The 13,168-nt window shown below is 51.5% G+C and carries 10 protein-coding genes; 7 read left to right on the top strand and 3 right to left on the bottom strand.

The genetic code is table 11. The annotated features are described in order from the left end of the window. Positions 1-96: 96 nt before the first annotated feature. Positions 97-435, top strand: a complete 339-nt coding sequence (locus tag GWC94_RS04400) for a response regulator (protein ID WP_161833813.1) — start codon at positions 97-99, stop codon at positions 433-435. Between the two features lie 73 nt (positions 436-508). Here GWC94_RS04400 and GWC94_RS04395 read toward each other — a convergent pair whose 3' ends face one another. The 3 genes from GWC94_RS04395 to GWC94_RS04385 all read right to left on the bottom strand — a co-directional run bounded on the left by GWC94_RS04395 (position 509) and on the right by GWC94_RS04385 (position 1,861). Next, positions 509-1,009, bottom strand: a complete 501-nt coding sequence (locus GWC94_RS04395) for a pyridoxamine 5'-phosphate oxidase family protein (RefSeq protein WP_161833812.1) — start codon at positions 1,007-1,009, stop codon at positions 509-511. A 2-nt stretch (positions 1,010-1,011) separates the two neighbouring features. After that, positions 1,012-1,224 carry a hypothetical protein gene (locus tag GWC94_RS04390; RefSeq protein WP_161833811.1) on the bottom strand — a complete coding sequence of 71 codons (213 nt, stop codon included), beginning with the start codon at positions 1,222-1,224 and terminating at the stop codon, positions 1,012-1,014. Positions 1,225-1,312: 88 nt separating this feature from the next. Further along, the gene (locus GWC94_RS04385) at positions 1,313-1,861 is read right to left on the bottom strand and encodes a hypothetical protein (RefSeq protein WP_161833810.1); all 549 of its coding nucleotides are present in this window, start codon (positions 1,859-1,861) and stop codon (positions 1,313-1,315) included. Between the two features lie 161 nt (positions 1,862-2,022). Between GWC94_RS04385 and GWC94_RS04380 the strand changes: the two genes are divergently transcribed. From GWC94_RS04380 to GWC94_RS04355, 6 genes are all read left to right on the top strand, one after another. Next, positions 2,023-2,793 (top strand): MlaE family ABC transporter permease, encoded by a 771-nt coding sequence (locus tag GWC94_RS04380; RefSeq protein WP_161833809.1) that lies wholly within the window; start codon positions 2,023-2,025, stop codon positions 2,791-2,793. A 2-nt stretch (positions 2,794-2,795) separates the two neighbouring features. Continuing rightward, on the top strand, positions 2,796-3,524 hold the full coding sequence (locus GWC94_RS04375; RefSeq protein ID WP_161833808.1) for an ABC transporter ATP-binding protein: 729 nt from the start codon (positions 2,796-2,798) through the stop codon (positions 3,522-3,524). A 6-nt stretch (positions 3,525-3,530) separates the two neighbouring features. Next, a complete protein-coding gene (locus GWC94_RS04370) occupies positions 3,531-4,292 on the top strand; it encodes an MlaD family protein (RefSeq protein ID WP_161833807.1) in 762 nt (253 codons plus the stop codon). Positions 4,293-4,317: 25 nt separating this feature from the next. Further along, the gene (locus GWC94_RS04365) at positions 4,318-4,989 is read left to right on the top strand and encodes an energy transducer TonB (protein ID WP_161833806.1); all 672 of its coding nucleotides are present in this window, start codon (positions 4,318-4,320) and stop codon (positions 4,987-4,989) included. Between the two features lie 189 nt (positions 4,990-5,178). Further along, complete coding sequence (locus GWC94_RS04360) at positions 5,179-11,604, top strand: HAMP domain-containing protein (protein ID WP_202628639.1); 6,426 nt, start codon at positions 5,179-5,181, stop codon at positions 11,602-11,604. Between the two features lie 87 nt (positions 11,605-11,691). Then, positions 11,692-12,945 (top strand): response regulator, encoded by a 1,254-nt coding sequence (locus GWC94_RS04355; protein WP_161833805.1) that lies wholly within the window; start codon positions 11,692-11,694, stop codon positions 12,943-12,945. Positions 12,946-13,168: the final 223 nt, after the last annotated feature.

The following is a 13,168-nucleotide window of genomic DNA, read 5'->3' as shown; positions in this document are numbered from 1 at the left end:
ATTGAGTACCAATACCTGTTTAGAGGAATTTATTCTACAATAAACCCATCGTTTCCAGCGTTATATACTGGCATGATATTAGAACTTTAAAGAACCATGAAACGTGTTTTAATAGTTGACGACGAAGTGGATCTGTGCATGTTGATCAAAGGATACCTCAGCAAAAAAAACTACGAGGTATACACGGCTCATACGCTTTCCGATGGTTTTCGGAAGCTCGAGACCGTTACGCCCGATATTCTGCTGCTCGATAACAACCTGCCGGACGGTATGGGCTGGAAGGAAGCGGAGAAGATCCAGCAACGGTTTCCGAAACTCAATATTACACTGATGAGCGCCTACCAGCGCCCCAAGGATTTTGTCAGCAGTTCCGATATCAATGTAAACGTGCTGGAAAAACCTATTTCACTCAACGATATCGAACGGTATTTATAAGGGTATCTCCGATACTTATGAAACAAAAAAATCAGCCTTCGGGCTGATTTTTTTGTGAGCGAAATGAGTTGTATCAGAAATGCATCTGGCCATGTACACCTTCTTCCCGTTTTTTACCCGTAACGGCAGAGAGGGCGATCTTCACCATAGCACCCACTTTTGTATTCTCGATATCCCAGTAGTATGCATCATCAGGTCTGACCCTGATCAGGCACAATGCCGGGTCATCTGCCCCTTCAGGAAACCAGGCTTTTACCAGCGGATCCCATTTATCCTGTATGTATTTCCGGTCGGTTTCCACGCTGGCCCGTCCATGTATATCCAGGTAGGCTTCCTTGCCCGGATGCGAAAAAACCAGCTGCACCTGCTGGTCCGCTTCTATGTCCTGTATCTTATTGGATTGGTTACCGGCAAAGAACCAGATATTGCCGTGCGCATCCACATCCACCACCGCCATTGGCCGGGTGGCGTTCTTACCGGATTTACCCGAAGTGATCAGCATACAGGTTCTCACTGTTTTGATGATATCCTGCAGTTTGGTAACCGCCTCGCTGCTTTGCAGATTCTTTTCCATAGCTACTTATTTTTTCTGTCTATTGCAATCAGGCCGATCCCAAGCAGACCCACTCCGATACCGGCATACACAGGCCAGCTCGTGGTGCGTTTTTCGGTTTTATTAACCTCTACCGGACCCAGGTCCACCACTTTCTCTTTTTTTGTGAACGAAACAGTATTGAAAATACACATCAATACACCTGCAATGACAAGGATGATTCCTAAGGGTTTCATGGTTGTTTGTTTTATGGATATTTAAAAAACGCGTTGTTGGCCGGAAGCCGGCCATCGGGTTATTATCAGATTACGATTCCCTGATGACTCAGGACATCAGGTTCTCTATCTTATGCAGGAAATTAGACACCGGGCCTTCCATATGATTTGTCTGGTCGTCCCAGGTACTGTCGTTCAGCATTTTTCCCAGCTTAAGATCCGCTGGAACATACACAAGGATATGGTGTCTCTGACCAGACATGAATTCGTGAACGCTGTCGGGGTTCACATTGTTGGCCAGTTGCTCGTGCAGCACAAGCAGCAGGGTATCCGCAAATTTGCGCATCAGTGCTTCAGTTGATCCCTCATCGCTGCCGCCGTACTCACTCACTTTTGCCACCACATCGGGCAGGGTGGTGCCCAGCGCCCCGGGCAGATCCAGCCAGTTATCGTTCTTACCCGATAATAACAACCGCACAACGCCCTCACTGGTGCGGGTTAGTTTGTACAATGCAGCGGCCACGGTTACCAGCGCCACCTGGTGCAGCGCCGGCCGCGGTAATGTCTGTTGCGGAGTGACACCTTTATCGGGTGTTACTTTCACCAGTCCGGGCAGATTCAATTTCCGCTGAACGGCTTCCAGTATATGAATTGACATAATCGTGGTTTTATCTCATCGTGTGAAATATTTATGCCAATGACCGGAATGGATTTACCGACCTGAAACCTTTGTTTGTAGAAAAGTTTCCCCGCTATCTTTTTGGGAATGGGGTACGATGTTTTCATTTATTACATTGACAGAATTTATAAACCTGCGTAATGAAAATCGCCTCATACCTTACTTCAGTGCTTGAAGAAAGTGGGAACCAGGTTGCATTTTTCCTGCGTTTTGCCCGTAACATTTTCAGGAATGGTTTTGAATGGAATGAATTCATCCGGCAATGTTATGTGATAGGATACAAATCCATCGGTATTGTGGTACTTACCGGATTTATCCTTGGCTTTGTTCTCACGCTTCAGTCGCTGCCTACCTTAAAGGCCTTTGGCGCACAGAACTATGTGCCGAGCATGGTGTCTATTTCCATGATGCGTGAAATAGGTCCCGTGATCATCGGGCTGATCTGCGCCGGCAAGATCGCCTCCGGCATCAGCGCCGAGCTGGGCAGCATGAACGTAACCGAACAGATAGATGCCATGGAAATATCCGGCGCCAACCCCATTCAGTACCTGGTGGTAACAAGGATACTTGCCTGCACCATAATGGTACCGATCCTGACCCTGGTTGCCGATACCATTGCGCTGGCAGGCGGCTTCTTCGGCACCAGTCTTACCATGAGCATGAATGCACGGCTGTATTTCGCCAAGTCGTTCAATACCGCGGTATTCGGTGATTTTTTCCCGGCTTTCATCAAAACATTCCTGTTCGGCTTCATCATCGGGTTTGTGGGTTGCTATAAGGGATATCATTCCAACAAAGGCACCGAGAGCGTGGGCGTGGCCGCCAATACCGCGGTGGTGGCAGCATCGGTATGGATCATACTCATTGATGCCGTGATGGTACAGATAACAAATGCATTTGTGTATAACTGATTATGGAGAACGTAATAGAAATAGAAGGTCTGCAGAAATCCTTTGGCGATATACAGGTATTGAGAGATATCAGTTTAACCGTTGCCCGGGGAGAGAATGTCGTGGTGCTGGGGAGATCGGGACAGGGAAAATCGGTGGCGATCAAATGCATCGTACGCATGGTAGAACCGGATGCGGGCTCACTGACCGTACTGGGTCATGATATGCGCAGTATTTCATCCGATGAACTGAAGGAACTGAGAAGACGGATCGGTTTCCTGTTCCAGAGCGGCGCGTTGTACGATTCGATGACCGTTCGGGAGAACCTGGAATTTCCGCTGACACGTGTGCTGAAACAGAAGAACCAGCAGGAAATAGACGCTTTGTGCAGGGAGGTGCTGGAAGCGGTGGGCCTGGCCGATGCGATCGATAAAATGCCCTCGGAACTATCGGGCGGCATGCGCAAACGTATGGCATTGGCAAGAACCCTTATCGTTAAACCCGAGATCATCCTGTACGATGAACCAACCACCGGACTGGACACCATTACCTCGAAAGAAATCAGTCAGCTGATACTCGATATGCAGAAAAAATACCAGACAACCTCCATTATCATCACACATGATATTCCCTGCGCCAGGATCACGGCAGACAGGATACTGATCATGGACGATGGCGGGTTTATTGCCGAAGGAACATTTGAGGAGCTTTCCAACAGTCCGGATGCATTTATCAGGTCATTCTTTAAATGATAGTTTATGAAATTGTTAGCATCGCAGAAAATCAAAACAGGGGCACTGGTGCTTGTGGGGTTCATCCTGCTGGTGCTCGCCATCTTTTTCATCGGCAGCCAGAAGAACCTGTTCGACAGCACTTTTAAGGTACAGGTAAAGTACGCAAATGTGTCGGGCCTGCAGGCAGGCAATTTTGTACGCTTTACCGGCATCAACGTAGGTACGGTGGAATCGATACGGATCATCAACGATTCTACCGTGAACGTAACACTGGCGCTGCAGAAGCATGTACAGAAATTCATTAAGAAAGACGCCTATGCCACCATCGGCAGTGATGGACTGATGGGCGATAAGATCGTGATCATCGAACACGGCAGCCCCGGGGCCGCTGTGATCGGCGAGAACGATTACCTGGAGGGAGAAAATCCCGTGGAGATGAGCGATATACTGGCACGTATGGGAGATGTGGCAGACAACGCAACCATACTTACCGGCAACCTGGCGGAGATCGTTTACAAAGTGAACAATGGCGAGGGCTCGCTCGGCCGCCTGCTCAACAGCGACCAGCTGGCGCGCAACCTCGAGGGAACCGTGGCCTCCACGCAACAGACCGTGCAGAGCATCAAAAAAGGTGCGGAAGGCTTCAGCGAGAACATGGAGGCAGTTAAAAACAATTTCCTGTTCCGCGGGTATTTCAAGAGACGGGAGAAAAAACGCATAGCCGACTCGATAGCCGCCGTTAACAAGGCCAGGACCCGGCCCGCGGCACCCAAAACAAAACCCTGATCATTCACCAACAAAACAACACGATATGCAGTACCTGAAAACAATTACGGCATCAGCCTGTATGATGCTCTGGCTTATCGCCTGCAAGAACGACAGGGGTAACGATAACCATATGGACACATCCACGGTATCATCCACCCCCAACCCTTACAACGCAGCCCCCACCCCTGTTACCGACTCCATGACAAAGCCCGCAGACGATAAGGCGGTTGAAAAAAATGCGGCACCTGCCACCACGGTTGCACCACCTGCCGAAAAAAGAGCCGGCGAAACAGTGAGCACCACACGCACCCGAAAAACCAGCCGGAAAGGAAGGATCATCCTGGCCAGCCTGAACACCCAGGCATCAGACAGAATGGAAGCCGACCGCGAGGGTGTGTATAACCGCGCGGAGATCATGCCCGCCTACCCCGGCGGCGAAAAAGAGCTGCGGAAGTTCATCGAGCGCAACATCGTCTATCCCGAAGCGGCGCTCGACAACGAGGTGCAGGGAACGGTCAAAATCAGTTTCGCGGTGGATGAGCAGGGCAGGATCTATAACCCCGGCGTGATCTCGCCCAGGCTCGGAAACGGGCTGGAGGACGAAGCGCTCCGCGTTGTACGCCAGATGCCCAAATGGACACCCGGCCAGATCAAAGGAAAAAATGTAAAAACAAGGTTTACCCTGCCGATCACCTACCAGATCAGTGACTTATGATGCATAAACTGGGGATTTTTTTCCCCAGTTTACCTTATTGCCCGGTAAGTGCAAGCGAATTCAGGGGTAAAACAGCCTTAAAACAGGCTGTTTTTTTATGGCATTGTATATGCTTCTTTTATATGGCAACCCTACTGGGCTCATGTGTTTGCACATGCAGCCGAACTGACAAACCAAGGAACCCACGAAATGCCTACCACTAAATCCAAAACACGCGCCTCTGCCACAGCGGCAAAGGCCAAACCGGTCGTGTCCCGCAAACTCGCCGCCCCCGGCGTAAGAAACGGTAACGGGAAAAAGAAAGCTTCCCACCCAGGTTATTCCAACGGACATATGGCTTACAATGAAGGTTACCTGCTTGAAGTGCTCACCGCGGTCAAGAACGGCAACTTCAATGTGCGCATGCCGATCGACCAGGTTGGTCTGAGCGGTAAGATCTGCGACACGATCAACGATATCATCTCCCTTAACGAAAAAATGATGCTGGAGTTTACCAAGGCGGGTAATACCATCGGTAAACAGGGTAAACTTACACAGCGCATAGAAGTCCCCAATGCCAAAGGCTCCTGGGGCACCGGTGTGGAATCGCTTAACACACTGATCTCCGATCTTGTTCACCCCACCATCGAGATCGCGCATGTGATCAGCTCGGTGGCCAAGGGTAACCTGTCGCAGGATATGCCGCTGGAAATCGGCGGGCATAACCTGCAGGGTGAATTCGGCCGCATCGCCCGCGAGGTGAACGACATGGTGAAACAGCTGAACCTGTTCTCTATGGAAGTAACGCGTGTGGCGCGGGAAGTGGGTTCGGAAGGTAAACTGGGTGGACAGGCCAAAGTAAAAGGCGTGGCGGGTGTATGGAAAGACCTCACCGATTCTGTGAACGGTATGGCATCCAACCTTACCGCACAGGTGCGGAATATCGCCGAAGTAACCACCGCCGTGGCCAAGGGCGACCTGTCGAAAAAGATTACGGTGGATGTAAAAGGCGAGATCCTGGAGCTGAAGAACACCATCAATACCATGGTGGACCAGCTCAACTCCTTCTCTTCCGAAGTAACCCGTGTGGCGCTGGAAGTGGGTACCGAGGGTAAACTGGGCGGACAGGCACAGGTAAAGGGTGTGGCGGGTACCTGGAAAGACCTCACCGACTCGGTGAACCAGATGGCATCTAATCTTACCGGCCAGGTGCGGAATATCGCAGAGGTAACTACCGCCGTGGCAAAAGGTGATCTGTCTCGACAGATCACCGTGGACGTAAAAGGTGAGATCCTGGAGCTGAAGAACACCATCAACACTATGGTGGACCAGCTCAACTCCTTCTCTTCCGAAGTAACGCGGGTGGCGCGGGAAGTGGGTTCGGAGGGTAAACTCGGCGGACAGGCGAAAGTAAAAGGTGTGGCGGGTGTATGGAAAGACCTGACCGATTCCGTAAACCAGATGGGCAGTAACCTGACGGCCCAGGTGCGTAACATCGCCGAAGTAACCACCGCCGTGGCAAAAGGCGATTTGTCGCGCAAGATCACGGTGGATGTAAAAGGCGAGATCCTGGAGCTGAAGAATACCATCAACACTATGGTAGACCAGCTCAACTCCTTCTCTGCCGAGGTAACACGGGTTGCGCTGGAAGTGGGTACCGAAGGTAAACTGGGCGGACAGGCGCAGGTAAAAGGCGTGGCCGGTACCTGGAAGGACCTTACCGATTCGGTGAACCAGATGGCTTCCAACCTCACGGGTCAGGTACGTAATATCGCCGAGGTAACAACGGCCGTGGCGAAAGGTGACCTGTCGCGCAAAATTACCGTTGACGTAAAAGGCGAGATCCTCGAATTAAAGAATACCATCAATACCATGGTGGACCAACTGAACTCCTTTGGTTCAGAAGTAACGCGGGTGGCGCGGGAAGTGGGTTCGGAAGGTAAGCTGGGCGGACAGGCCGATGTGCCGGGCGTGGGTGGTACCTGGAAAGACCTGACGGACTCTGTAAATAAAATGGCCTCCAACCTTACCTCGCAGGTGCGCAACATCGCCGAGGTAACAACGGCCGTGGCAACGGGCGATTTGTCGCGTAAGATCGATGTGGATGTAAAAGGCGAGATCCTGGAGCTGAAGAATACCATCAATACCATGGTGGACCAGCTCCGCGGTTTTGCATCGGAAGTAACACGTGTGGCGCGGGAAGTGGGTTCGGAAGGTAAGCTGGGCGGACAGGCTGCGGTGGAAGGCGTGGGCGGTGTATGGAAAGACCTGACCGATTCGGTAAACAATATGGCCGGTAACCTGACAGGCCAGGTGCGGAATATCGCCGAGGTAACAACGGCCGTGGCAAAAGGCGATTTGTCGCGCAAGATCACCGTGGATGTACGCGGTGAGATCCTTGACCTTAAGAATACCATCAATACGATGGTGGACCAGCTGAATTCATTCGGATCGGAAGTAACCAGGGTGGCACGGGAAGTGGGTACTGAGGGAAAACTGGGTGGCCAGGCCGATGTGCCGGGCGTGGGTGGTACCTGGAAAGACCTGACGGACTCTGTAAATAAAATGGCGTCCAACCTTACTTCGCAGGTGCGCAATATCGCCGAAGTAACAACGGCGGTGGCGAACGGTGACCTTTCGCGCAAGATCGGTGTGGATGTAAAAGGTGAGATCCTGGAATTGAAAAATACCATCAATACCATGGTGGACCAGCTCCGCGGTTTTGCATCGGAAGTAACCAGGGTGGCGCGGGAAGTGGGCACCGAGGGAAAACTGGGCGGACAGGCCAACGTGCCCGGCGTGGCGGGTACCTGGAAGGACCTTACGGACTCGGTAAACCAGATGGCCGGCAACCTGACGGCGCAGGTGCGTAACATCGCCGATGTGGCCATCGCGGTGGCGAACGGCGACATGTCGAAGAAAATCACGGTGGATGTGCGCGGCGAGATCCTGCAGCTGAAAGAAACCCTGAACACGATGGTGGACCAGCTCCGTGCCTTTGCATCGGAAGTGACGCGTGTGGCGCGGGAAGTGGGTACCGACGGTAAACTGGGCGGACAGGCATTCGTACCGGGCGTGGCGGGTACCTGGAAAGACCTTACCGACTCGGTGAACCAGATGACGGGTAACCTGACGGCGCAGGTGCGTAATATCGCCGAGGTAACCAAGGCGGTGGCTTCGGGTGACCTGTCAAAAACCGTGGCCATCGATGTAAAAGGCGAGATCCTGGATCTGAAGAATACCATCAATACCATGGTGGAACAGTTGAACTCCTTTGCCTTTGAGGTAACGCGCGTGGCGCGTGAAGTGGGCACCGAGGGTAAACTGGGCGGACAGGCAGAAGTAAAAGGTGTGGCGGGTACCTGGAAGGATCTTACCGACTCGGTGAACATGATGGCATCCAATCTTACCAACCAGGTGCGTGGTATTGCCAAAGTGGTAACCGCGGTGGCTACCGGTAACCTGAAACAAAAACTGGCCATCGTATCTCGCGGTGAAGTGGCACAGCTGATCGATACCATCAACGAGATGATCGATACACTGGCCCTGTTTGCCGACCAGGTAACCAATGTGGCGCGTGAAGTGGGTGTGGAAGGAAGACTGGGCGGACAGGCGTCGGTACCGGGCGCATCCGGTATCTGGAAGAACCTGACCGAGAACGTAAACCAGCTGGCGCAGAACCTGACCACGCAGGTACGTTCTATCTCCGAAGTGGCATCGGCGGTAACCAAGGGCGACCTGACGCGTGAGATATCCGTGGAAGCAAAAGGAGAAGTGGAAGCCCTGAAGGATACCATCAACCAGATGATCGCGAACCTGAAAGCAACTACCCTGCTGAACCAGGAACAGGACTGGCTGAAATCGAACCTGGCCAAGTTCACACAGATGCTGCAGGGACAGAAAGACCTGAAAACGGTAACCCAAAGAATATTGTCTGAACTGGCACAGGTGGTGGTTGCCCACTACGGTGCATTCTATATCCTCAAACAAAACGAGGAGACCCAGGAATCCAAACTCAGTCTGTTCTCGGCCTACGGTTACAAATCCGACAAAAACATTCCCGTAGATTTTTCCATCGGTGAGGGATTGGTGGGACAGGTTGCATTTGAAAAAGAAAGGATCATCCTGTCCAATATACCGGCCAATTATATCAAGATCAATTCAGGTCTTGGCAAGGCAAAACCTGCCAACCTGATCATCCTGCCGGTATTGTTCGAGAACAATGTGAAGGCGGTGATCGAACTTGCTTCGCTGGATACCTTCAGCCAGACGCACCTCGACTTCCTTGAGCAGTTGACGGAAAGTATCGGTATCGTGTTGAACACCATCGAGGCAAGTACCCGTACAGAAGAGCTGCTGATACAATCGCAGTCGCTTGCCGGTGAGTTGAAAATACAGCAGGAAGAGCTGAGCCGAACCAACGACGAGCTCCAGGATAAAGCATTGCTGCTGGTGAAACAGAAGAACGAAGTGGAAGAAAAGAACCGCGAGGTGGAAGAAGCCAGGCGATCGCTCGAAGAAAAAGCGGAACAGCTTACGCTTACCTCCAAATACAAATCGGAGTTCCTCGCAAATATGTCGCACGAGCTGCGAACACCGCTGAACAGTTTGCTGATCCTGGCGCAGCAGCTGTATGAAAACGCGGAAGGCAATCTTAATGAAAAACAGATCCGCTACGCCAAAACGATCCACTCCTGCGGCGATGATCTTATCCAGCTGATCAACGATATCCTCGATCTGTCGAAGATCGAATCTGGCTTCATCACCGCCAATATGGGTACCGTTCGTTTTGCGGAGATCGCCAATTTTGTGGAGACCACATTTAAACCGATCTCGGAAGCAAGACATCTCCGCTTTACCATCGAAACCGATGCCAAGCTGCCGGTGATGATGGAAACGGATCTTCAGCGCCTGAACCAGATCCTCAAAAACCTCCTCTCAAACGCCTTCAAATTCACGGAAAAAGGCGAGGTAAAACTGAAGATCTACGAAGCCGGCCGCAACTGGAAAACCGGCAATTCCAGTCTCGATAACGCCAAACGCGTGGTGGCTTTTGCGATCAGCGATACGGGCATCGGTATACCGCAGGAGAAACAGAATATCATCTTCGAAGCATTCCAGCAGGCCGAGGGTTCTACCAGCCGCAAATACGGCGGCACGGGTCTTGGATTGTCGATCAGCCGCGGCCTGGCTGAACTGTTGGGCGGCACCATTGAACTGGAGAGCGATACCAGCACCGGAAGCACGTTCACACTGTTCCTGCCGGTAGAGAATATCACCGGCGTGGTTACCAAGGAAGCTCCCGATCTTGGCAGCTACCACCTGGGACCGGACAACACGGAGATAGACACGCTGATACACTCTATCCGCGCCACCAACGAAGGAGCGGATGCCAAGAACCTGAACATTGTAAGCGAAATGATCAATGAAACAGGCGACGACCGCAACAATATCACCACGTCCGACAAGGTGATACTGGTGGTGGAAGACGACCTGCGTTTTGGCAAGATCATCATTGAAAAAGCGCATGAATACGGCATGAAAGCGGTGGTGGCCATCAGCTATATAGAAGTGTTTGATTTTGTGAACCGTTTTGCACCGGTGGCCATCACGCTCGATGTGAAACTGCCCGATACCAGCGGATGGAAAGTGCTCGACCTGCTGCGCAACGATCTCAACTACCGTCATATTCCCATTTACCTGATCTCAGGCGAAGAGAACCGCAACCTGGCATTGAAACGCGGTGCAAGAAGCTTCCTGCTGAAGCCGCTTGCCAACGATGCGCTTAACGAACTGTTCGACGATATCCGCTCCTTCGCCAACAAACCAACCAGGAACATACTGGTGGTGGAAGACAACGAGCTCGATTCGTCACAGATCGCCAAAATGCTCGAGAGCGATTCCATGCAGGTAACCATTGCGCCCACCGGCAAGAAAGCATTGGAGAACATAGCGGCAGAAGATTACGACTGTATCATACTGGACTATACCCTGCCCGATATATCCGGCACCGAACTGATAGACCAGGTGGGCGAGACCAAGAAGAAACTCACACCGGTGATCGTGTATTCGGCAAAGGATTTCACCAAATCGGAGCTGAACACCATCAACCGCACCTCCAATACTGTCATGACAAAGGGCGTGAATTCGCTGGAGCACCTGCTCGAAGAAACCGTGCTGCACCTGCATTATTCCCATAAGGATCTGCCGCAGGAAAAACGCAGGGTGATCGAGAACATACGCATGAAAGAAGATATACTCACAGGCAAGAACATACTGGTGGTGGATGATGATGTAAGAAACCTGTTTGCCCTTACCACCGTATTTGAAAGGTATAATGTAAACGTGATCACCGCCGAAAGCGGTAAGGAAGCGATACAGATCATCAGCGACGACAATCCCAAGATCGATATGGTGCTGATGGATATCATGATGCCCGAAATGGACGGCTATGAAACCACGCAGAAGATACGGCGTGAGCACAAAAACAGCACTTTGCCGATCATAGCGGTAACCGCCAAGGCGATGAAGGGAGACAGACAGAAATGCATTGAGGCCGGCGCTTCCGATTATATCACCAAACCGTTAAAAATAGACCAGTTACTATCGCTCATGCGTCTCTGGTTCTATAAATAAATAACCATGGGCAACTGATCAATATCCGTTTGAACCTTACACCCAAAACCGATTTTTTAACGATTATTTTTAACTACTCCTCCCCTCATGCCGCAAAAGATATTACTGGTTGACGACAGGGAAGACAATCTTTTTTCGCTCGAGACGATCCTCGAGGCAGACGGATATCATTTTGTGAAAGCCAGCTCGGGCAGGCAGGCATTGAAGATACTGCTGAACGAATTTGATTTTGCCCTTATCCTGATGGATGTAAAGATGCCCAACCTCAACGGCTTTGAGACCGCCGCGCTGATCTATGAGCGGGAGAAGCTGAAACATATCCCCATCATTTTCATCACCGCCAACAATTACGGTGAGGAGAACATATTCAAGGGTTACCGGTCCGGCGCAGTGGATTATATCTTCAAACCGGTCAACCCCGAGCTCCTGCGGGCCAAAGTGTCTGTGTTCGTGGAACTGTACAAAAAGAACCACCAGTTACTTTCGCAGGAAGAAAAGCTCCGGTCAATCAACAAAAATCTCGAGAACGAGATCAAGGAGCGGAAACTGTCGGAGGAAAAAGTGAACGAGCTGAACAAAAAACTGCTGGTCAATATAGAAAGCCTGGAAACCGCCAACAAGGAACTGGACCGCTTTGCCTTCATGGCATCGCACGATATGCAGGAGCCGCTGCGCAAGATCCGCACTTTCAGCGACCTGCTTGCCATCAAACACAAAGCGCAGCTGGACGAAGACGCGCAGTCCAAAATCCGCATCATCCAGAAAGCCGCCGAGCGCATGCAGGAGCTGATCAAGGATATCCTTACTTTTTCCAAGATCTCCACAGAAAAAGAGCCTTTTGTCAGAACCGAATTCAACCCCCTTGTGCAGGAAGTGCTCGATGAGCTCGATACCCAGATACAAAACAAGGATGCCCGCATCGATGTGGGCCCCCTGCCCGTGCTGGCGGTAAACCCCGTGCTCATTAAATCGCTGTTCCTGAATCTTGTCGGCAACGCCATCAAATACAGCAAACCCAATGTGCCCCCGGAAATCCATATCTACTGCGATAACCTGAACGCGGCCCCCAAACGCGGACAAACACATTATTACCGCATATTCATCAAAGACAACGGCATTGGTTTTAACCAGAAATACGCCGAACAGATATTCGATATGTTCAAACGTCTGCATGTGCACAACGAGTACGAGGGCACCGGCATCGGCCTCGCGTTGTGCAAACAGATCATGGAAAAACACAACGGCTATATCAATGCCGTAAGCGCCGAAAACGAAGGCGCCACCTTTATTATCTCCCTGCCAGCCAGAGAAGAGGTTGCCGCTGCGGCAGAAGTGGGGTAAGGACGGGAGGCGTGGGTTATCGTGAGTTGGGGGTCTGGCTTTTTCGGGGAATGCCCGGTACCCACCAGCTTTCTTCCCAATCAGCAATCGGCAATCGCCCTTCGGCTATCCCTCAATTCCCCTCAATCCCTCCCCTCTCCCGGCCCCAAAATTGCAGTAATCACGCGATGCCTTATTTTTACCGTTAAATACCTGTACCTGAAGCGGTTCCTGAAAATATTAC

It is taken from the genome of Sediminibacterium soli, from assembly GCF_009939225.1.
Taxonomy (GTDB): Bacteria; Bacteroidota; Bacteroidia; order Chitinophagales; family Chitinophagaceae; genus Sediminibacterium; species Sediminibacterium soli.
Note: the sequence above shows the minus strand (reverse complement) of the source record. Positions and strands in the feature narration are given on the sequence as shown.

What these genes read in the sequence shown, in the direction of transcription:
- GWC94_RS04400 (WP_161833813.1), top strand. Translation starts at nt 97, where the DNA reads ATGAAACGTGTTTTAATAGTTGACGACGAAGTGGATCTGTGCATGTTG.
- GWC94_RS04395 (WP_161833812.1), bottom strand. Translation starts at nt 1,009, where the DNA reads ATGGAAAAGAATCTGCAAAGCAGCGAGGCGGTTACCAAACTGCAGGAT.
- GWC94_RS04390 (WP_161833811.1), bottom strand. Translation starts at nt 1,224, where the DNA reads ATGAAACCCTTAGGAATCATCCTTGTCATTGCAGGTGTATTGATGTGT.
- GWC94_RS04385 (WP_161833810.1), bottom strand. Translation starts at nt 1,861, where the DNA reads ATGTCAATTCATATACTGGAAGCCGTTCAGCGGAAATTGAATCTGCCC.
- GWC94_RS04380 (WP_161833809.1), top strand. Translation starts at nt 2,023, where the DNA reads ATGAAAATCGCCTCATACCTTACTTCAGTGCTTGAAGAAAGTGGGAAC.
- GWC94_RS04375 (WP_161833808.1), top strand. Translation starts at nt 2,796, where the DNA reads ATGGAGAACGTAATAGAAATAGAAGGTCTGCAGAAATCCTTTGGCGAT.
- GWC94_RS04370 (WP_161833807.1), top strand. Translation starts at nt 3,531, where the DNA reads ATGAAATTGTTAGCATCGCAGAAAATCAAAACAGGGGCACTGGTGCTT.
- GWC94_RS04365 (WP_161833806.1), top strand. Translation starts at nt 4,318, where the DNA reads ATGCAGTACCTGAAAACAATTACGGCATCAGCCTGTATGATGCTCTGG.
- GWC94_RS04360 (WP_202628639.1), top strand. Translation starts at nt 5,179, where the DNA reads ATGCCTACCACTAAATCCAAAACACGCGCCTCTGCCACAGCGGCAAAG.
- GWC94_RS04355 (WP_161833805.1), top strand. Translation starts at nt 11,692, where the DNA reads ATGCCGCAAAAGATATTACTGGTTGACGACAGGGAAGACAATCTTTTT.